This window comes from Stutzerimonas azotifigens (genome assembly GCF_013522725.1).
Taxonomy (GTDB): domain Bacteria; phylum Pseudomonadota; class Gammaproteobacteria; order Pseudomonadales; family Pseudomonadaceae; genus Stutzerimonas; species Stutzerimonas azotifigens_A.
In genome coordinates this window covers 560,751-580,213 of record NZ_JAAMRF010000003.1, presented here as the reverse complement: position 1 = coordinate 580,213, position 19,463 = coordinate 560,751, and the positions used below count along the sequence as shown (strand labels likewise).

The following is a 19,463-nucleotide window of genomic DNA, read 5'->3' as shown; positions in this document are numbered from 1 at the left end:
CAACGTCATGCCGATTGTAGGCACGGGCCGCCATCGTGTTCAGTTGAACATCGGCCGGCGATCCAAGCGCCGGCGTTCCCCATCAGCCCGCCAGCACGGTTCGACCGTGGGCCCAATGGCGCAACGCCGCCAAGTCCTCGGCCATGAGGACCGACAGCGGCGACGTCGCCCGAATGCACCCCAGCAACACAGCCTGATCCACGCTGCGCTGCTGGGCCTGACCGGCATACACGGCGCTGACCACCACTTGTTCGATCTCCGCCCCCGAGAAGCCATCGCAGGCTGCCGCAAGCTCCTCTAGATCGAAACCGTCGGCGGCCAGCTCACGCCTGACCAGATGAATACGGAAAATTTCGGCCCGGGTCGCCAGGTCCGGCAGATCCACGAAAAACAGCTCATCGAACCGCCCCTTGCGCATCAACTCTGGTGGCAAACGGTCAATGGCGTTGGCCGTTGCCACCATGAACACCGGGGCCTTGCGTTCGGCCATCCAGGTCAACAAGGTCCCCAGTACGCGCTGACTGACGCCACCATCGAGCTCCCCGGTGGAGAGCCCCTTTTCCACTTCATCCATCCATAGCACGCAGGGCGCCATCTGCTCGGCAAGCTTGAGTGCGTCGCGCAGGTTGCGCTCGGTCTCGCCAAAGAACTTGTTGTACAGACAACCGAAATCCAAACGCAGCAAGGGAAGCCCCCAGAGCCCTGCCACGGCCTTGGCCGCGAGACTCTTGCCGCCGCCCTGAACGCCGACGAGCATGACTCCCTTAGGCAGGTCGGCGCCCTGGGCCTTGAGAAACGCATCCTGGCGGTCGGCAAGCCAGCGCTTGAAGTTGAGCAGCCCGCCGACCTCGGCGAAGCGTGCCGTGTCGTGTTCGAAACCGAGCACGCCGTCGAGATCGAGCAACTTGAACTTGGCGTTGTTCAGATCCGGCAAGTCCTCCTGGGTGATCGCCCCGTCATCACAGATGAGATTGCGTGCCAGCATCCTCGCTTCGCCATGGCCGAGACCTCGCAGGTTCTTGACCACCTGCTGAAGGGTGCGGTTGTCGGTGCGCACCCTGGCACCGCGGTTCCGCTCGCTCCAGCGCATTGCCTCGTCCCGCACGATGGCCAGCAGCTCGTCCTCGGTGGGCAGCGTCAGCGAGAAGCGCGCTGCCAGACGCTGCACTTCGGGTGGCAGCTTGAGGGCATGCGAAACCAATACCAGCGTCGGCGCAGCGGCCTCCTGAGCCATGGAGATCTCCTTCAGCAGCCGAACCGCTCGCGGCGTATCGAGAAAGGGGTGCAGGTCGCAGAAGACGTAGAGGTTTTCCTGGCGGTCGTGCCTGACGAACCTCAGCGCGACTTCCGGATCGCGCATATCCTGCTCCGCCTGGGTTTCTGAGCCAGTCACCAGATGCCGAAACCCGTCGGTCACGGTCCAGGTACGAAGCGAAAGAGCACGGCGTATGGCGAGCGAGGAAAGCGTGTCGAGGACGCGCCGCTCATCCCAGGACTCGACGACCACGAGCTTGACGCGCGAGTCGAGCACCAGTCCCAGATCATGGATGTCATTCTTCATCGATACCTCCTTGTAACTACGTTCCGCCCCCCCTGAGCCATGACGCCGCAGCGGCTCGCCTCGGCCAAAATCGGCCTGCTACACTTCGGGCTTACACGACGGAGAACAGCATGGACTGTCTATTCTGCAAGATCGTGAGCGGAGACATCACGGCACGCAAGCTTTATGAAGACGACCAGGTCGCGGCGTTTCATGACATCGCCCCGCAGGCACCGGTACATTTCCTGATCATCCCGAAAAAGCATATCGCCACGCTGCATGAACTGAGCGAAGCGGACGATAAAGCGCTGGCCGGGCACCTGCTTTTTACCGCCCAACGGCTGGCCCAGGAACAAGGTTGCCAGGAAGGTTTCCGGGTGGTGATGAACTGCAACGACCTGGGTGGGCAGACGGTCTATCACATCCACATGCATGTGCTCGGTCAACGGCAGATGCACTGGCCCCCAGGCTGACAGGCCAGTCCCACGCCCTATTCTTCCAAGGAGAGCCCCATGCTCAGTCAACGTCATTATTCGCCAGCCGACCGCTTGCTGATGCAGGCGGACGCCGCGCTGCGTACGCTGCTTCCCTTCAGCGGACAGCCCACACGCCCCTCCCCCGCGTTGCTCAAGGACGCCGCCGAGCTGAGCGAAAGCGAGTCGCGTCATGTTGCCGGCCTCATGCGAATCAACCACACCGGGGAAGTCTGCGCGCAAGCCCTCTATCAGGGCCAGGCACTGACGGCCGGCCTCCCCCGCGTACGCCAGGCGATGGAAAAGGCGGCTGATGAAGAGGTCGATCACTTGGCCTGGTGCGAGCAGCGAATCCATCAGCTTGGCAGCCACACCAGCGTCCTCAACCCATTGTTCTATGGCCTGTCGTTCGGCATCGGCGCCGGCGCCGGGATGATCAGCGACCGCATCAGCCTGGGTTTCGTCGCCGCGACCGAAGAACAGGTCTGCAAGCATCTGGACGATCACCTGCAACAGTTGCCGGTGGCAGACGAGAAATCCCGGGCGATTCTCGAGCAGATGCGCGAAGACGAGGCCCATCATGGTGCCATGGCGCTCGATGCCGGCGGTTTCCGCTTCCCGGCTCCGGTCAAGTTCGGCATGTCACTGCTGGCGAAGGTCATGACCAAGGCGACCTATCGCATCTGACGCGGACACGAAAAAGGGCGCCGAGGCGCCCTTTTTTATCAACGAGACAATCAGCCCGGCATGTTGCGAGCGTAAAAGATCTCAAGCATTTCATGGCGCAGACGATCTTCGACCTGCTTGCGCTGCTCCTTGGAAAGGTTGCGCGTGGCATCGCCGAACAGATAGTTCTCGAGTTCGAACTCCTTGAGCAACATCTTCGTGTGAAACAGGTTCTCCTGATACACGTTCACGTCGGTCATCTGGTACGCGGCGCGGGTGTCCTCGGAGAGGTACTTCTGGATCGAGTTGATCTCGTGATCGATGAAATGCTTCTTGCCTTCCACATCCCGAGTGAAACCGCGAACGCGATAGTCGACGGTAACGATATCCGAGTCGAACTGGTGGATCAGGTAGTTCAGCGCCTTCAGGGGCGAGATGACGCCACAGGTGGAGACATCGATATCCACCCGGAACGTGGCAATGCCGTCCACCGGATGGATCTCCGGGTAGGTGTGAACTGTGATGTGGCTCTTGTCGAGGTGAGCGAGGATGGTTTCGGGCAGAGGGCCCGGTGACTCTTCGATCTGGCTATCGGTCGGCGTGACCGGCTGTTCCGAAATAAGAATAGTCACGCTCGCGCCCTGCGGCTCGTAGTCCTGCCGGGCGATATTCAGGATGTTGGCGCCAATGATGTCGACCACATCGGTGAGTATCTGAGTAAGGCGCTCGGCGTCGTACTCTTCGTCGATGTATTCCACGTATGCCTGCTGATCTTCCGGGGTTTCGGCATAGCAGATGTCGTAGATATTGAAGCTCAAGGTCTTGGTCAGGTTATTGAACCCGTGGAGCTTGAGTTTGCTTTTCACCATTGGAAACTCTCTTCAAAGCGGCTCTGCCGCGTGGTTGAGCATGCCCGTCAGATACCGGGTGGTTTCTGCGTAGGGCGATTTACACCTCTCGCGATGCGATTTTGGCAATTGATTGCACACCCCGAAAAATCGGGGCGCGCATTATGCAGAGCGGCCAGCCCATGCGCCAGAGCCTGACGCCGCATTGTGATGATCGGATGTCAGGCCGGCACCGAGGAGCAATGGCGGGACCCGGCACTAGCCGAGCTCGACGATTTCGTAGTCATGGGTGATTTCCACACCCGCGCGACCGAGCATGATCGAAGCCGAGCAGTACTTCTCTGCCGACAGCTTGACAGCCCGTTTGACCTGGGCTTCCTTCAAGCCGCGCCCCTTGACCACGAAATGAAGATGAATCTTGGTGAACACTTTCGGATCCTCGTTTGCCCGCTCTGCCTCTAGAAAGGCTTCGCAGCTCTCCACCGGCTGGCGGGATTTCTTGAGGATGCTGACAACGTCAAAATTGCTACAGCCGCCCAAGCCGATCAGCAGCATTTCCATGGGACGAACGCCGAGATTCCGCCCACCGTTCTCAGGCGGACCATCCATGACGACGGCATGGCCACTGCCAGATTCACCTAGGAACAGAGCTTCTCCAGCCCATTGAACGCGTGCCTTCATCGGAAACCTCTGGTTATTGGCAAAGGAGTTGCAAGAGTACCATGAGGCAGAAAAATCAGCCTGCGACACTATGAAGGCACATTGACATCACATATCTGTTGACTGGACAACATTTTGCGGGTTGCCGGTCGTCCTACGTCTGTTAAGCTGACGTCGACTTAATGACATCCTAGTCACATCAAAATAGACCAGCCGTTTACAAAACGCTGCTCTCGGGACCTCACTGCATGGTTGCTATCACTCTTACTCCCAAGATCAAGAACCTCGACAAGTTGCTCGCGCATTGCCATCGCCGGCGTTATACGGCGAAAAGCACGATTATTTATGCGGGCGATCGTTGCGAAACGCTGTTCTTCATCATCAAGGGGTCGGTCACGATCCTGATCGAAGATGACGATGGCCGCGAAATGATCATCGCGTATCTGAACTCGGGCGACTTCTTCGGCGAGATGGGTCTTTTTGAAAAGGAAGGCTCCGAAAAAGAGCGCAGCGCCTGGGTACGAGCCAAAACCGAATGCGAGGTCGCCGAACTGAGCTACGCCAAGTTCCGCGAGCTGACCCAACAGGATCCCGACATCCTCTACGCGCTGGGTAGCCAGATGGCCGAGCGCCTGCGTAACACCACCCGCAAGGTCGGCGACCTGGCGTTCCTGGATGTCACCGGTCGAGTCGCCCGCACGCTGCTGGATCTGTGCAAGCAGCCCGACGCCATGACCCACCCGGACGGCATGCAGATCAAGATCACCCGCCAGGAAATCGGCCGGATCGTGGGCTGCTCGCGGGAAATGGTCGGACGCGTGCTCAAGAGCCTCGAAGAACAGGGGCTGGTACATGTGAAAGGCAAGACGATGGTGGTCTTCGGCACTCGCTAAACCGACCAACTCTGACAAAAAGAAGCCGGTCATCGACCGGCTTTTTTGTGCCCGTTATTCGGGATCGGCGGTTGTCGTGCGAGGTTTTCGCTCTGGGAAGAACAAGCGCTGCAATTCGAGCCCGGGCTGCTCGGCACGCATGAACGCCTCGCCCACAAGGAAGGCATACACCTCGTTGATCTCCATCAGCTCCACGTCGGCACGGTTGAGGATGCCACTTTCTGTCACAACCAGACGATCCTGCGGCACTCGCGGCAGTAGGTCGAGGGTGGTCTCCAGGCTGACTTCGAAGGTGTGCAGGTTACGGTTGTTGATTCCGATCAGCGGCGTATCCAGACGCAGCGCCCGCTCCAGCTCATCGCCGTCATGCACCTCGACCAATACGTCGAGGTTCAGGTCCGCGGCCACGCTGGCGAGTTCGGCCATGCGCGCGTCATCCAGCGCCGAGGCGATCAGCAGAATGCAATCGGCACCCAGCGCGCGGGTCTCGACCACCTGGTACGGATCGATCAGGAAGTCCTTGCGGATGACCGGAAGCGAGCAGGCGCCACGGGCCTGCTGCAGATAGGCATCAGCGCCCTGGAAGAAATCGACGTCGGTCAGTACCGACAGGCAGGCCGCCCCACCGGCCTCATAGCTGGCCGCAATCTCGGCGGGTTCGAACTGCTCGCGCAACACGCCCTTGCTTGGCGAAGCCTTCTTGATCTCGGCGATCACCGCCGGCGCCTTGCGCTGCGCACGCTCCAGCAGGGCATTGGCGAAACCGCGTACGGGGTCGGCTTGACTGGCGCGCCGATCGAGCTCGTCCAAGCCGACCTGGCTCTTGCGCTGCGCCACCTCGACAGCCTTTCGCGCCAGGATGTTTTCCAGCACCGTTGGCACGCTCATGCCTGATTCTCCTGTCTGAATACCGCCGTGAAGGCGCTGAGCTCTTCCATTTTTTCCCGTGCCAGTCCCGAGCTCAGCGCGTCGTGGGCCAGCGCTACGCCCTCCTCCAGACTGCTGGCGCGGTCGGCCGCATAAAGCGCGGCGCCGGCGTTGAGGGCGATCATGTCGGCCGCTTTCTGGCCGCTCTCGGTTCTGCGTTTGCCCAGCGCATCACGAATCAGTTCGAGGGATGCGACAGGGCCATCCACATTGAGCCCTATCAGGCTCTGGCTCTTGATCCCGAAATCTTCCGGCTGAATGCGGTATTCGGTAACTTGGCCGTCCTTCAGTTCCGCCACATGGGTCGGCGCCGCCAGGCTGATCTCGTCGAGACCATCCTGCGCGTGGACCACTAGCACATGCGTGCTGCCCAGCCGCGCCAACACTTCGGCCATCGGCCGGCACAGCGCCTGGCTGAACACGCCGACCACCTGATGACTGACCCCGGCCGGGTTGGTCATCGGGCCAAGCATGTTGAACAGCGTGCGCAGCCCGAGTTCGCGGCGCGGGCCGATGGCATGCTTCATCGCGCCATGGTGGGCTGGAGCGAACATGAACCCGACGCCGACGGTCTCGACGCAACGCGCGACCTGTTCCGGCCGAAGCTCGAGGTAAACGCCGGCCGCCTCCAGCAGATCGGCACTGCCGCTTTTACCGGACACCGCGCGGTTGCCGTGCTTGGCGACCTTGCCGCCAGCCGCCGCGACGACGAAGGCGGCGGCCGTGGAAACGTTGAAGATGTTCATCCCGTCGCCGCCGGTGCCGCAGGTATCGACCAACTGCTCGGCATCAATCACCACAGGTGTGGCGAGCTCGCGCATGACCATCGCCGCGCCGACAATCTCGTCGATGGTTTCGCTCTTCATCCGCATGCCCATCAGGAAGGCACCGATCTGCGCGTCGCTGCAGTTGCCGGTCATGATCTCGGTCATGACCTGCTTCATTTCCTCCGTGGTCAGGTCGAGCTGACCGACAATCCGGTTGAGGGCCGTTTTGATGTCCATCAGCGCGTGCCTCCGGTCTGCTTGAGGAAATTGGCGAACAGTTCATGGCCCTGTTCGGTGAGGATCGACTCGGGATGGAACTGCACACCCTCGACATTCAGCGTCTTGTGTCGCAGGCCCATGATCTCGTCGACCGAGCCGTCGTCGGCCTGGGTCCATGCTGTGACCTCCAGGCAGTCCGGCAAGGTTTCGCGCTTGACCACCAGCGAGTGATAGCGGGTCACGGTGAGCGGATTGTTGAGTCCGGCGAACACACCCTTGTCGAGGTGAAACACCGGGCTGGTCTTGCCATGCATGACCTGGCGGGCGCGGACCACGTCACCGCCGAACGCCTGCCCGATGCTCTGGTGCCCCAGGCAGACGCCCAGAATCGGCAGCTTGCCGGCGAAGTGGCGAATCAGCTCGAGCGACACGCCCGCCTCGTTGGGCGTACAGGGGCCGGGCGACACCACGATGCGCTCGGGCGCGAGCGCCTCGATCTCGGCGACGCTGAGTTCGTCGTTGCGCACCACCTTGACCTGCGCGCCGAGCTCACCAAGGTACTGCACCACGTTGTAGGTGAAGGAGTCGTAGTTATCGAGCATCAGCAACATGTCAGTTCTCCTTCGATTGATCGGGCTGCTCGGCCAGCGCCACCGCACGGAACATGGCGCGACGCTTGTTCAGGGTCTCTTCCCACTCCAGCGCCGGCTGCGAATCGGCGACGATGCCGGCACCAGCCTGGACATGCAGCTGTCCGTGCTTGATCACCGCGGTACGAATGGCGATCGCGGTGTCCATGTTGCCATTCCACGCCAGATAGCCGACCGCACCGCCGTAGACGCCGCGCTTGACCGGTTCGAGCTCGTCGATGATTTCCATGGCGCGGATCTTCGGGGCACCGGACAGGGTGCCAGCGGGAAGGATCGCGCGCAGCGCATCCATGGCGGTCAAGGGTGCCTTGAGCTGGCCAGTGACGTTGGAGACGATGTGCATGACGTTGGAATAGCGTTCGATGACCATCTTTTCGGTGAGTTTCACCGAGCCGGTTTCCGCTACGCGACCGACGTCGTTGCGGCCGAGGTCGATCAGCATCAGGTGCTCGGCCACTTCCTTGGCGTCGCCTAGCAGATCCTGCTCGAGCGCCAGATCCGCTTCCTCGTTGGCGCCGCGCGGCCGCGTACCGGCGATGGGGCGAACGGTGACCAGGCCATCCTCGACCCGGACCAGTACTTCCGGCGAGCTGCCGACCACATGGAAGTCGCCGAAATCGAAGAAGTACATGTAGGGCGTGGGGTTGAAGCAGCGCAGCGCGCGGTAGAGATCGATCGGCGCCGCCTTGAAGGGGATCGACATGCGCTGGGAAATCACCACCTGCATGCAATCACCGGCCAGGATGTAATCCTTGATCCGGTTGACCGCCCGTTCGTAGTCGTCGCGGCTGAAGCTGGAATTGAAGTCCGGCTCGTGTTGCCGCGCAGTATCGAAGTCGAGCCCGAGGCGTGGCTCGATCGGCTGGCGCAGTTTTTCCCGCAGCGCCCGCAGGCGCGCCTGGCCCTGCTCGAACGCGTCGGGCTCGGCCGGATCGACCAGCACGATGCAGTGCAGCTTGCCGGCCAGATTATCGAATACCACCACCGCATCCGACACCATCAGCAGGATGTCCGGGGTGCCCAGCGGATCGGGGTTGGGGCAGCGTGCGAGCTTGCGCTCGACGTAACGTACGCTGTCGTAGCCGAAATAGCCGACCAGGCCGCCATTGAAGCGCGGCAAGCCTTCGACCGGGGCCACCCGGTAACGTGCCTTGAACGCTTCGACGAACGCCAGTGGGTCCTCGACTTCGCAGCTTTCGCTCTCACGGCCGTCGACAGTCACGCTGACATGGTGGTCGTGGACCCGCATGACGGTGCGGCAGGGCAAGCCGATGATCGAATAGCGCCCCCACTTCTCACCGCCCTGCACCGACTCGAGCAGATAGGCATTGGGCGCGTCGGCGAGCTTGAGGTACAGCGATAGCGGGGTATCGAAATCGGCGAGGGTTTCGAAAGACACAGGGATGCGGTTATGGCCTTCGGCGGCCAGGCGCAGGAATTCGTCGCGGGTCATGATCAGCCTCGTGGCTAACAAAGGGGTAGGTCAGGAGCAAACGCGCCAGCTCGCGGCCGGCCAGTACGATTCAGGCGCGCCAGCGCCAACGTGCCAGGGCCTTGACGACTTTCATCCAGGCGCTGGTGTACCGATGTTTGCAGATGACAACCACGTGTCTGATCTCGTAAGGCGGGGATAAAACGGTTCGGCCACACTAGCGCAGCGCGAATGCCGAATCAACCTACGAGCAATTCGCGCAGATCATCCAGGACGAGCTCGGGGTGCTCCTCATCGATCGGTCGACCATGATTGTAGCCATAGCGCAGCGCCACGCAAGGCACCCCCGCCGCCCTGGCCGCCAGCACGTCGTTGCGCGAGTCACCCACGAACAGTGCCTGGTGCGCCGGCACTCCTGCCCGCTCGAGCACATGGCGCAACCCTGCCGGATCGGGCTTTTGCCGGGACAGCGTGTCGCCACCGACGATCCAGCTGAAGAAGCCGCCCAGGCCTTTCTCCTGCAATAGCGGCTCCACGAAGCGCTCGGGCTTGTTGGTCACCACCGCCATCGGCACGCCCTGCGTGCGCAGCCACTCGAGCAACGGCGGGACGCCAGGGTATACAGTGGTCAGGGCATGGCCGCCCGCGTAGGCCTCGAGAAACATCTGCAGCGCCCGCTGCGCCAACTCATCGTCGACGCCTTGGTGATCGAGGCCGCCGGCCAAGGCCCGGCGCACCAGCACCGGCGCGCCGTTGCCGACCCAGTCCCGCACCCGGGCGAGGCCGGCCGGCGGACGGCCGAGCTGAAGCAGGACGCTGTCCACCGCGGCCGCCAGATCAGGCACCGAGTCGAGCAGGGTGCCGTCGAGATCGAACATCACCAGGCGCGGCAGCTCGCCGTCGAACACACTGCGCAGGAGCATCAGGCGCTTGCCAGCGCCAGCTCGGCGCGCATGGCGTCGATCACCTGGCGGTAATCGGGCGCGTTGAAGATCGCCGAGCCGGCCACGAAGGTGTCGGCACCGGCAGCCGCGATCTCACGGATATTCTTGACGTTGACCCCACCGTCGATCTCGAGACGGATGTCATATCCGGAGGCGTCGATCAGCGAACGTGCCTCGCGCAGCTTGTCGAGGGTGCCGGGGATGAACTTCTGCCCACCGAAGCCCGGGTTGACGCTCATCAGCAAGATCATGTCGACCTTGTCCATCACGTAGCGCAGCACGTCCAACGGCGTCGCCGGATTGAACACCAGGCCCGCCTTGGCGCCGCCGTCGCGAATCAGTTGCAGGGAGCGGTCGATGTGCTCGGACGCTTCGGGATGAAAGGTGATGTAGCTGGCGCCAGCCTCGATGAAATCGCCAATGATGCGATCCACCGGCTTGACCATCAGATGCGCATCGATCGGCGCCGTGATGCCGTACTTGCGCAACGCGGCGCAGACCATCGGTCCGATCGTCAGGTTGGGTACGTAGTGGTTGTCCATCACATCGAAGTGAACGATATCGGCGCCTGCGGCGAGGACCTTGTCCACCTCTTCACCGAGGCGGGCGAAATCGGCGGACAGAATGGACGGAGCGATGGCGAACGGCTGCATGACGCACCTCAGGCGGCAAAAACACGGGCGCGTAGTGTACCCGAAGCCCCGCACGACGGCGCGTGCGGCTAGCGGTCGCCGCGGTGTGCCGCTAGGCTGGCGTTTCGCCCCGAGGAGCCGTCGATGTCAAAAACGCTGATAGCCGCCCTGCTGGTCTTGTGTGCAGCGGCCGCCCCACTCATGGCCGAGGAGCCGAGCACCGAGCAACCGGTCGAGACAAAGCCTGTGCTGCGTGCCCCGCTGGGCGAGCGAAGCGCGATCGAGGCACAGGAACTGGCCCGCAAGTTTCCCACACAGGCACGGATGCTCGACGCCGCCGGCCAGACCTTCATCGCCCTCTGGCTACCGGCCAATACCGCCAAGGTCAAAGGCACGGTGATCCTGTTGCCCGGCGACGGGCAGAGCGCCGACTGGCCACGCGGCATCGGCCCACTACGCCACCGGCTGCCCGACGACGGCTGGCACACCCTGAGCCTGAGCCTGCCGGACAACCCCGGCATCGCCTTGCCCAACGCACCGGAGCCTGACGCGGCGACCAGCACAGACGCGCCGCCGGAAGACGAAACGGCGCCGCAAACTGAGGCGCCGGCCGAAGCAGGGTATCTGCCGGAACAGACGTCGGCGCCCGAAGACAGCGCCACTGAAGTCCAGGACCCGGAATCCGAACCGGCCGCCAACATCCCGCCCACTGTTGAGTGGCCGACGGCACTGTTCGAGCGAATCACCGCCGGCATCGGCTTCGCCCGTGAGAATGGCCCCGCCACCATCGTGCTCGCCGGCCAGGGCAGCGGCGCCTTCTGGGCGGCCCGCTATCTGCAGGAGCAACCCGATCAACAACTGCGGCACCTGGTGCTGATCGCGCCGCGCGCCGTCCCAGGCGAAGCCTCCCTGGAGGAGCTGGTACCCCCCCTCAAGGTCGCCACGGGAGATTTCTACTATCCCCAGCCCGGTTACCTGCGCGACGCCGCCATCGCCCGGCGCAACGCCGCTCGACGGCTCGATCACCCGAGCTACCATCAGGTCATGCTGCAGACCATCCCAGCCGATGCGGACGCCGAGCAGGAACAGCTGTACCGCCGGATACGCGGCTGGCTGGGCCGACAATCCTGAACACCCAAGCACATGGGCCAATCAGCGAAACCCGCGCCGCTCCCGGATCAGTGCATAGGCATTGTGCAACTCGCGAGTACGCTCGGTGGCATCACGCACTTGCGCAGGCGACGCACCCGAGCCGGCCAGCTTGTCCGGGTGATGCTGGCTGAGCAGTCTGCGGTAGGCACGCTTGATCCCGTGCGGCTCGGTGTCGGCTCGAACGCCGAGCAGTTGCATGGCTTCCTCGTAGGCACCACCGCGACTGGTGGGCGCGCCCTGTCGCCGTCCGGCATCCCGATCCTGTGCGGCGACCTCTTCGCCACTCCAACCCAGCCACTTGCCCCAGAGCATGATCAACTCATGTTCACGGGCATTCACCCGACCTTCGGCACGCGCCATTCGCCAGCAGGCCTGCAGCACGGCGGCCGCCTGCTCGCGATTACGCAGGCGGCCCAGGGGCTGGCGTAGGCTGTCATCGCCGGACTTGCCGCGATAGAAGGCATCGATGGCCTCGCGCTGGCCTGCCTGATCCAGCCCCAACCGCTGCATTTCGGCACGTGCGACCCGAATGTGCGCCTCACTGATTCGACCTCCGCTTTTAGCCAAGCGTCCGAGCAGGACGAACAACAATACCTCGCCCTGCAACGGCGCACCGCTACGCATGCGCTCTCGCAGGCTCGCCCAAGAATCGAGCCCGAGACGACGATCCAACACCTGCCCGAGCAGACCGCCGAGCAGGGCACCGGGGATGCTCGCCAGCAGCCAGCCAGCCAGCGCGCCAAGAAAGGTGACAGGCCAGAACATCTAGGCGCGCGCCTTCAGCAGTTGTTCGACTTCGGCCAGACGCTCGAGCGTACCGACGTCGACCCAATGTCCTGCATGATGCTCACCGCTGACCCGCCCCAGCGCCATCGCCGTGCGCAACAGCGGTGCGAGTTTGAACGCACCGGGCGCGCAGCCTTCGAACAGGGCCGGATGCAGGACGGCAAGCCCGCTGTAGGTCAACCGCTCGCCGTCGCCCTGTTCGTTCACCCGACCGCCGGCCAGTTGAAAATCCCCGTCGGGATGGTGAGCTGGGTTGTCCACCAGCACCAGATGGGCCAAGCCTTCGAACTGGTGCGGCAGGGCGGCGAATGAATAATCGGTCCAGACGTCGCCGTTGATCACCACGAAGGGCTCGTCACCGAGCAGCGGTAGCGCCTTGAAAATGCCGCCACCGGTTTCCAGCGGCTCGCCCTCTGGCGAATAGCGGATGCTCACGCCGTAACGGCTGCCGTCGCCGAGATACGCCTCGATGCGCTCTCCGAGCCAGGCGTGGTTGATCACCAGCTCGTCGAACCCGGCCTGCGCGAGCGCCTCGATGTGGTAGACGATCAGAGGGACGCCCGCCACCTGGACAAGCGGCTTGGGCGTGTGCAGTGTCAGGGGACGCATGCGTTCGCCCTTGCCGGCGGCCAGGATCATCGCCTTCATTTCCGTGGCTCCGCCGGAAGACTGGCGAGCAGCTCGCCCAACTCTGCAAGCTCTGGTCGCCGGGCGAGCACGGTCTGGATATAGGCGAAGAACCGCGGCACATCCGCCAGATAGCGAGGCTTGCCATCGCGATGGCAAATCCTCGAGAAGATCCCGATGACCTTGAGGTGACGCTGCACGCCCATCAGGTCGCTGGCCCGCAGGAATGCCTGAAAATCCTCCTGTACCGGGATGCCTGCTTCGCGCGCCTGCTTCCAGTACGTCTCGAGCCAGCCCTGCACGCGTTCCTCCGGCCAGCTTACAAAAGCATCCTTGAACAGCGAGGTGATGTCATAGGTGACCGGCCCCAGCACCGCATCCTGAAAGTCGAGAACACCGGGGTTCGGCTCGCTGAGCATCAGATTGCGCGGCATGTAATCACGATGGACCAGCACCCGCGGCTGAGCCAGCGCCGAGTCGATCAACAGCGTGCAGATACGCGCCCACTGACTTCGCTGGCCCTCATCAAGGCTGACACCCAGATGGCGCTCCACATACCAGTCGGGAAACAGCTGGAGTTCGCGCTGCAGCAAGGCCTGATCGTAGGCGGCGAACCCCGGAGCCACGGGGATGCGCTGCAACCGGATCAACGCGTCGATGGCATCGGCGAACAGCGCTGCGGCATTGCCATCGTCGATGACGTCCAGATAGGTGCGCCGTCCCAGGTCGTTCAGCAGCAGGAAGCCCCGCTCCAGATCCTGAGCCAACACCTGCGGCACGTTGAGCCCTCCTGCCGTCAGCCGGCCGGCGATGTCGACGAACGGGCGGCAATTCTCCTGCGGGGGCGGCGCGTCCATCACAATCAGCGTCCGATCGGCGGCCTCCCAGCGAAAGTAACGACGAAAACTGGCGTCGCTGCTGGCGGCCGTCAGCGTCGCCTGAGGCGGGACGCCCCACTCATGCTCGGCGAACAGGGGAGGTAATACGTGCGCCAACCAGTCGTTCACGTCCAGCAGGCGTTGGTCTTGATGCGGCATTTCAGGGGGTCTCCCACGGCGCTAGCCGATAGTCGGGTCATGCTTTATTATCCAGCATCTTTTTCAGCCCATCGAGAGGCGGGCGGCCCAGCCGGCCGATGGCTCGCAGGAAGCCGGGACTAATAAACCAGATGGCACTCAAATACCCCGCATTTCGCAAGAAATTCCCCTTACTGTTCACTGGCAGCTTGCTCGCTCTGCAACCAATGGCAGTTCCTTTCGTTATCGCAGCCGAGCAGTTCGACTGCCAGCCTGGCCCTTCCGGTGGCTGGGCATGCGCCCCCAAAGCAGCCAACGCCACGCTGCCGCCCCGCCCGGTCCACAGCAGCAGCGCCGTCAGCAGCACCAGCGCCCAGGCCCCCGATGCCCGTGCCGCCGAAACGCCGACGACTACCCTCGTCACCGAGAGCAAGGGCAAGGGCCTGGCCTCGCGTAGCGCCGACTACAGTCACCTGGACTGGGTACCGCGCGACAAGCTCACCGCCGCACAACTTGCCGAAGCCGGCCCTTATTGCGCCGGTGCCTACGTCGAGCCGGATCGCCCGGGCAAGTTCGACGATACGCCGCTGAGCGAGGCGCCGACCTACGTTTCGGCGAAAGCCACCCGCTACGAACAAGAGACCGAAACCGCCACGCTGGCAGGCGATGTACTGCTGCGCCAAGGCAGCATCCAGGTCGAGGCCGACGAGGCGAACCTGTATCAGTTGGAAAACCGTGGTGAGCTGACCGGCAATGTCCGTTTTCGCGATACCGGCACGCTGGTGGTTGGCGATCGCGCCGAGCTGTTCCTCGACAACGGCGAAGCCAAGATCGATAACGCCGAATATGTGGTACACGCGGGCAAAGTGCGTGGTAGCGCGCTGTACGCCAAGCGCGAGGAAACCGCGATCATCCGCCTCAAGGATGGCACCTACACCCGCTGCGAGCCGGGCGACAACGCTTGGCACCTGACCGGCAACAACGTCACCCTGGACCCCAACACGGGCCGCGGCAGCGCGACCAACGTCACCTTGCGGGTCAAGAACGTGCCGGTGTTCTACACGCCGTACATCTATTTTCCCATCGACGACCGTCGCCAGTCCGGCTTTCTTGCGCCGAGCATCAGCTCGTCGAGCAGTAACGGTGTGACGCTGCAGACGCCTTACTACTTCAACCTCGCGCCCAACTTCGACGCCACGCTCTATCCGCAGTACATGAGCGAGCGCGGCCTGCTGATGGAAGGCGAGTTCCGCTACCTCACGCGAAGCAGCGAAGGCCAGTTCGGCGCTGCCTACCTGAACGACCGCGAGGATGAGCGCAAGCTGCAGTCCGAGTACGAAGACCAGCGCTGGATGTACAGCCTGCAGCACCGCACTGGACTCGACTCGCGCTGGCTGGCAGAAGTCGACTACACCGACATCAGCGACCCGTACTACTTCCAGGACCTGAGCACCGGCCTCGGCATCGATCGTCCCTCGCACCTCAATCAGCGCGGCACGCTGACCTACCGCGGCGATAGCTACGTCGCGCAGATCAATGCCCACGCCTATGAGCGTGCAACGGTCACCGACATCACGCCTTACGATCGCTTGCCGCAGATCACCCTGAACGGTGGCCTGCCCTTCCAGCCAGGCGGTCTGCAGTTCGGCTACGAGACCGAGTTCGTCAAATTCCAGCGCAGTCTGCGCAGCGGCAATTTCATCAACGACGACGGCAATCCGGAGGAGTGGTACGACGAACGCCTTTTCGGATTAAACCGCGCCGAGGGTGAGCGTATCCATGTGGAGCCGGGTGTCAGCCTGCCGCTGAACTGGGCCTGGGGTTTCCTGACACCCTCGGTCAAGTACGCCTACACCAAGTACGACCTCGATATCGACGCCCAGGGCCGCGCCGGCCTCGCGGGTGAGTTCGATTCTTCGCCCGATCGCAGCGTACCGATCCTGAGCGTCGACAGTGGCCTGTACTTCGACCGCGACACCCAGTGGTTCGGCCAGGGCTACCGTCAGACCCTCGAACCTCGACTGTTCTACCTCTACGTGCCGAACAAGGACCAGGACGACATTCCGGTCTTCGACACCAGCGAAACGCCGTTCAGCTACGCCTCGCTGTGGCGCGACAATCGTTTCAACGGCAACGACCGCATTGGCGATGCCAATCAGGTTTCGCTGGGTGTCACCAGCCGCTGGATCGAGGCCAACGGCTTCGAGCGCCAGCGCATCAGCATCGGTCAGGCCTTCTATTTCGAAGATCGCCGCGTGCAGATGCCAGGCATCGATTACCGTGACTTCGACCAGGCCCAGGCGTCGGTTTCGCCCTATGCCCTCGAATACCAGTACCGCTACAACCAGGACTGGCGCTTCACCTCCACCTTCAACTGGGATCCGGACACCCACACCACACGCTCGGGCAGTGCCATGTTCCACTACCAGGCGGCGGACAACCCGAACAAGATCGTCAACATCGGTTATCGCTATCGCAACGACACCATTCGTTTCGACCAGGCAACGGGTACCTGGCGGTACAACGACGACTTCAGCACCCCGGACCAACCGGATTACATCAAGGACTATTACAAGATCAACCAGCACGACTTCTCCACCATCTGGCCGATCGCGCCGCAGTGGAGCGCTATCGCGCGCTGGCAGTATGACTACGGCCGCAACCGTACGCTGGAAGCCTTTGGCGGCTTCGAGTACGACACCTGCTGCTGGAAGCTTCGTCTGATCAATCGCTACTGGATCGACAACGACGAAACCAGCCTCAACCCACGCCTCAACGACGAGCCGGACCGTGGCATTTTCCTCCAGATCGTCCTCAAGGGGCTCGGCGGCGTATTCGGCAACGCGACCGAGGCTTTCCTGGACCAAGGCATTCAAGGTTACCGTGAACGTGAAGACCAAGCTTTCTAATCTACTGCGCCCGCTGATGCTGGGCGCCCTGCTTCTGGGTAGCGCGACCGCTGCCACCGCACAGGTACAACCGCTCGACCGGGTCGTAGCCATCGTCGACAACGACGTCATCATGCAGAGCCAGCTCGACCAGCGTGTCCGTGAAGTCCAGCAGACCATCGGCAAGCGTGGCGCTGAGCTGCCGTCCGACGATGTCTTGCGCTCCCAGGTGCTCGAGCGTCTGATTACCGAGAACCTGCAGTTGCAGATGGGCGAGCGCTCCGGCATCCGCATCTCCGACGAAGAGCTCAACCAGGCAATGGGCACCATCGCCCAGCGCAACAACATGTCCCTCGAGCAGTTTCGCCAAGCGCTGGCGGGCGATGGCCTGTCGCTCGAAGACGCGCGCGAACAGATCCGCCGCGAGATGGTGATCAGCCGCGTGCGCCAGCGGCGCATCGCCGAGCGGGTGCAAGTGTCCAACCAGGAGGTGCAGAACTTCCTCAAGTCGGATCTCGGCAAGATGCAACTGTCCGAAGAGTACCGCCTGGCCAACATTCTGATTCCGGTGCCTGAATCCGCCGACTCCGCCACCGTGCAGGCCGCCGAGCGCAGCGCCAACGACACCTACCAGCAGCTGCAGCAGGGCGCCGACTTCGGCCAGTTGGCAGTTTCCCGCTCCGCCAGCGAAAACGCGCTGGAAGGTGGCGAGATGGGCTGGCGCAAGGCGGCGCAGCTGCCACCGCCTTTCGATTCTCTGGTACAGGGCATGCAGGTCGGCCAGGTCACCGAGCCGGTTCGCACGCCGCCCGGCTTCATCCTGGTCAAGCTGCTGGAAAAGCGCGGCGGCGAGACCCAGGTCCGCGACGAAGTCCATGTGCGCCATATCCTGATCAAGCCCAGCGAGATTCGCAGCAACGAAGAGAGCCGCCGCCTCGTGCAGCGCCTGCATGACCGGATCAGCGCTGGCGAAGACTTCGCCGAGCTGGCCCGCAGCTTCTCCGAGGATCCGGGCTCAGCACTCAATGGCGGTGATCTCAATTGGGTCGACCCCAACTCGCTGGTCCCCGAATTCCGTGAAGTCATGGCAAACACCGCAGCCGGCCAGCTCTCCGCACCGTTCCAAACCGCTTACGGTTGGCACATCCTCGAAGTGCTTGGCCGCCGAGCCACCGACGCCAGCGAGGATTTCCGCGAACAGCAGGCGATGACCATTCTGCGCAACCGCAAGTACGACGAAGAGCTGCAGGCCTGGCTGCGTCAGATTCGCGACGAAGCCTACGTGGAAATCAAGATCTGAGGCGCCCGCCGATGATCTCTCGTCGCTTTGCCCTCACCCCTGGCGAGCCAGCAGGTATAGGTCCGGACCTGTGCCTGCTGCTCGCCAGCTCGGCACATCCCCATGTACTCATCGCCATCGCCAGCCGCGCTCTACTGAGCGATAGGGCCGCCGTGCTCGGGCTCGACACCCAGCTGCACAGCGTCACGCCCGAGGATTGGCCTAGCGAGCCGGCGCCTGCCGGTACGCTATATGTCTGGGATACGCCCCTGACGCATACCGCCGAGCCCGGACGACTGCAGACCGCCAACGCGCCCTATGTACTCGAAACCCTGACCCGGGCCGCACAGGGCTGCCTGGACGGCAGCTTTGCCGGCATGATCACCGCCCCGGTGCACAAGGGTGTGATCAACGATGCCGGCATCGCCTTCTCAGGCCATACCGAGTTCCTCGCGCAACTGACCGGCACACCGCAGGTGGTGATGATGCTTGCCACCCACGGTTTGCGTGTCGCGCTCGTAACCACGCACCTGCCGCTCAAGGACGTTGCCGCGTCGATCACACCGCAGCGCCTGGAGGATGTCACCCGCATCCTGCATGCCGACCTGAAGCAGAAGTTCGGCATCAGCGCACCTCGCATCCTGGTCTGCGGGCTCAATCCGCACGCCGGCGAAAGCGGCCATCTGGGGCGCGAGGAAATAGAGATCATCGAACCCACGCTGCAGCGCCTGCGCAGCGAAGGCATGGATCTGGTCGGCCCCTTGCCGGCCGACACCCTTTTCAGCCCGAAGAACCTCGAGCACTGCGACGCGGTGTTGGCGATGTATCACGATCAGGGTCTGCCGGTGCTCAAGTACAAGGGCTTCGGCGCCGCGGTCAACGTCACCCTCGGGTTGCCGATCGTGCGCACCTCGGTCGATCACGGCACGGCACTCGACCTCGCAGGCACTGGCCGTATCGATACCGGCAGCCTGCAAGTGGCCCTGGAAACCGCCTATCAGATGACCGGCCGGTAATCATCGCAGCGGCACAGAGCGCGCCGCGCCGCCAGCATCAGCGTTATA

General features: G+C 63.0%; 19 protein-coding genes. 7 read left to right on the top strand and 12 right to left on the bottom strand.

Annotation, left to right across the window (positions count from 1 at the left end):
- Positions 1 to 82 precede the first annotated feature (82 nt).
- Positions 83 to 1,561: an AAA family ATPase gene (locus tag G7026_RS08580; RefSeq protein WP_181070322.1), complete on the bottom strand. Its 1,479-nt coding sequence runs from the start codon at positions 1,559 to 1,561 to the stop codon at positions 83 to 85.
- Positions 1,562 to 1,671: 110 nt separating this feature from the next.
- Here G7026_RS08580 and G7026_RS08575 point away from each other — a divergent pair, with 110 nt between their 5' ends.
- Both G7026_RS08575 and coq7 read left to right on the top strand, forming a co-directional pair.
- A complete protein-coding gene (locus G7026_RS08575) occupies positions 1,672 to 2,013 on the top strand; it encodes a histidine triad nucleotide-binding protein (RefSeq protein WP_181070321.1) in 342 nt (113 codons plus the stop codon).
- A gap of 39 nt (positions 2,014 to 2,052) precedes the next feature.
- Positions 2,053 to 2,700 (top strand): 2-polyprenyl-3-methyl-6-methoxy-1,4-benzoquinone monooxygenase, encoded by a 648-nt coding sequence (gene coq7, locus G7026_RS08570; protein WP_181070320.1) that lies wholly within the window; start codon positions 2,053 to 2,055, stop codon positions 2,698 to 2,700.
- 50 nt (positions 2,701 to 2,750) lie between these two features.
- Here the strand turns inward: coq7 and speD are convergent, their stop codons facing one another.
- The gene (gene speD / locus G7026_RS08565; protein ID WP_181070362.1) at positions 2,751 to 3,545 is read right to left on the bottom strand and encodes an adenosylmethionine decarboxylase; all 795 of its coding nucleotides are present in this window, start codon (positions 3,543 to 3,545) and stop codon (positions 2,751 to 2,753) included.
- 240 nt (positions 3,546 to 3,785) lie between these two features.
- Entirely contained in the window at positions 3,786 to 4,208 is a 423-nt protein-coding gene (locus G7026_RS08560) for an OsmC family protein (protein ID WP_181070319.1), read from the bottom strand.
- A gap of 227 nt (positions 4,209 to 4,435) precedes the next feature.
- Between G7026_RS08560 and crp the strand changes: the two genes are divergently transcribed.
- Complete coding sequence (gene crp / locus G7026_RS08555; RefSeq protein ID WP_138407724.1) at positions 4,436 to 5,080, top strand: cAMP-activated global transcriptional regulator CRP; 645 nt, start codon at positions 4,436 to 4,438, stop codon at positions 5,078 to 5,080.
- A 54-nt stretch (positions 5,081 to 5,134) separates the two neighbouring features.
- Here crp and trpC read toward each other — a convergent pair whose 3' ends face one another.
- From trpC to rpe, 6 genes are all read right to left on the bottom strand, one after another.
- Positions 5,135 to 5,968, bottom strand: a complete 834-nt coding sequence (gene trpC, locus G7026_RS08550) for an indole-3-glycerol phosphate synthase TrpC (RefSeq protein ID WP_181070318.1) — start codon at positions 5,966 to 5,968, stop codon at positions 5,135 to 5,137.
- Positions 5,965 to 7,011: an anthranilate phosphoribosyltransferase gene (trpD, locus tag G7026_RS08545; RefSeq protein WP_181070317.1), complete on the bottom strand. Its 1,047-nt coding sequence runs from the start codon at positions 7,009 to 7,011 to the stop codon at positions 5,965 to 5,967. The genes trpC and trpD overlap by 4 nt, the downstream gene beginning before the upstream one ends.
- Positions 7,011 to 7,604 (bottom strand): aminodeoxychorismate/anthranilate synthase component II, encoded by a 594-nt coding sequence (locus tag G7026_RS08540; protein ID WP_181070316.1) that lies wholly within the window; start codon positions 7,602 to 7,604, stop codon positions 7,011 to 7,013. The genes trpD and G7026_RS08540 overlap by 1 nt, the downstream gene beginning before the upstream one ends.
- A 1-nt stretch (position 7,605) precedes the next feature.
- Complete coding sequence (gene trpE / locus G7026_RS08535; protein WP_181070315.1) at positions 7,606 to 9,096, bottom strand: anthranilate synthase component I; 1,491 nt, start codon at positions 9,094 to 9,096, stop codon at positions 7,606 to 7,608.
- A 218-nt stretch (positions 9,097 to 9,314) separates the two neighbouring features.
- Positions 9,315 to 9,998, bottom strand: a complete 684-nt coding sequence (locus G7026_RS08530; protein WP_181070314.1) for a phosphoglycolate phosphatase — start codon at positions 9,996 to 9,998, stop codon at positions 9,315 to 9,317.
- Complete coding sequence (gene rpe / locus G7026_RS08525; RefSeq protein WP_181070313.1) at positions 9,998 to 10,672, bottom strand: ribulose-phosphate 3-epimerase; 675 nt, start codon at positions 10,670 to 10,672, stop codon at positions 9,998 to 10,000. The genes G7026_RS08530 and rpe overlap by 1 nt, the downstream gene beginning before the upstream one ends.
- 123 nt (positions 10,673 to 10,795) lie before the next feature.
- Here rpe and G7026_RS08520 point away from each other — a divergent pair, with 123 nt between their 5' ends.
- On the top strand, positions 10,796 to 11,782 hold the full coding sequence (locus tag G7026_RS08520) for a DUF3530 family protein (RefSeq protein ID WP_181070312.1): 987 nt from the start codon (positions 10,796 to 10,798) through the stop codon (positions 11,780 to 11,782).
- Between the two features lie 21 nt (positions 11,783 to 11,803).
- Here the strand turns inward: G7026_RS08520 and G7026_RS08515 are convergent, their stop codons facing one another.
- The 3 genes from G7026_RS08515 to G7026_RS08505 are packed head-to-tail and all read right to left on the bottom strand — an operon-like array spanning position 11,804 to position 14,253.
- A complete protein-coding gene (locus tag G7026_RS08515) occupies positions 11,804 to 12,568 on the bottom strand; it encodes a TerB family tellurite resistance protein (RefSeq protein ID WP_181070311.1) in 765 nt (254 codons plus the stop codon).
- The gene (gene murU, locus G7026_RS08510) at positions 12,569 to 13,237 is read right to left on the bottom strand and encodes an N-acetylmuramate alpha-1-phosphate uridylyltransferase MurU (RefSeq protein ID WP_181070310.1); all 669 of its coding nucleotides are present in this window, start codon (positions 13,235 to 13,237) and stop codon (positions 12,569 to 12,571) included. It abuts the gene before it with no gap.
- Positions 13,234 to 14,253 carry an aminoglycoside phosphotransferase family protein gene (locus tag G7026_RS08505; RefSeq protein WP_181070309.1) on the bottom strand — a complete coding sequence of 340 codons (1,020 nt, stop codon included), beginning with the start codon at positions 14,251 to 14,253 and terminating at the stop codon, positions 13,234 to 13,236. The genes murU and G7026_RS08505 overlap by 4 nt, the downstream gene beginning before the upstream one ends.
- 131 nt (positions 14,254 to 14,384) lie before the next feature.
- Between G7026_RS08505 and G7026_RS08500 the strand changes: the two genes are divergently transcribed.
- From G7026_RS08500 to pdxA, 3 genes are read left to right on the top strand one after another with little or no spacing between them, the layout of a single operon-like run.
- Positions 14,385 to 17,141, top strand: coding sequence for an LPS-assembly protein LptD (locus G7026_RS08500; RefSeq protein WP_181070308.1), 2,757 nt, complete (start codon positions 14,385 to 14,387; stop codon positions 17,139 to 17,141).
- Positions 17,122 to 18,420: a peptidylprolyl isomerase gene (locus tag G7026_RS08495; protein WP_181070307.1), complete on the top strand. Its 1,299-nt coding sequence runs from the start codon at positions 17,122 to 17,124 to the stop codon at positions 18,418 to 18,420. The genes G7026_RS08500 and G7026_RS08495 overlap by 20 nt, the downstream gene beginning before the upstream one ends.
- 11 nt (positions 18,421 to 18,431) lie before the next feature.
- Entirely contained in the window at positions 18,432 to 19,415 is a 984-nt protein-coding gene (gene pdxA / locus G7026_RS08490; RefSeq protein WP_219858353.1) for a 4-hydroxythreonine-4-phosphate dehydrogenase PdxA, read from the top strand.
- The last annotated feature ends 48 nt before the right edge of the window (positions 19,416 to 19,463 follow it).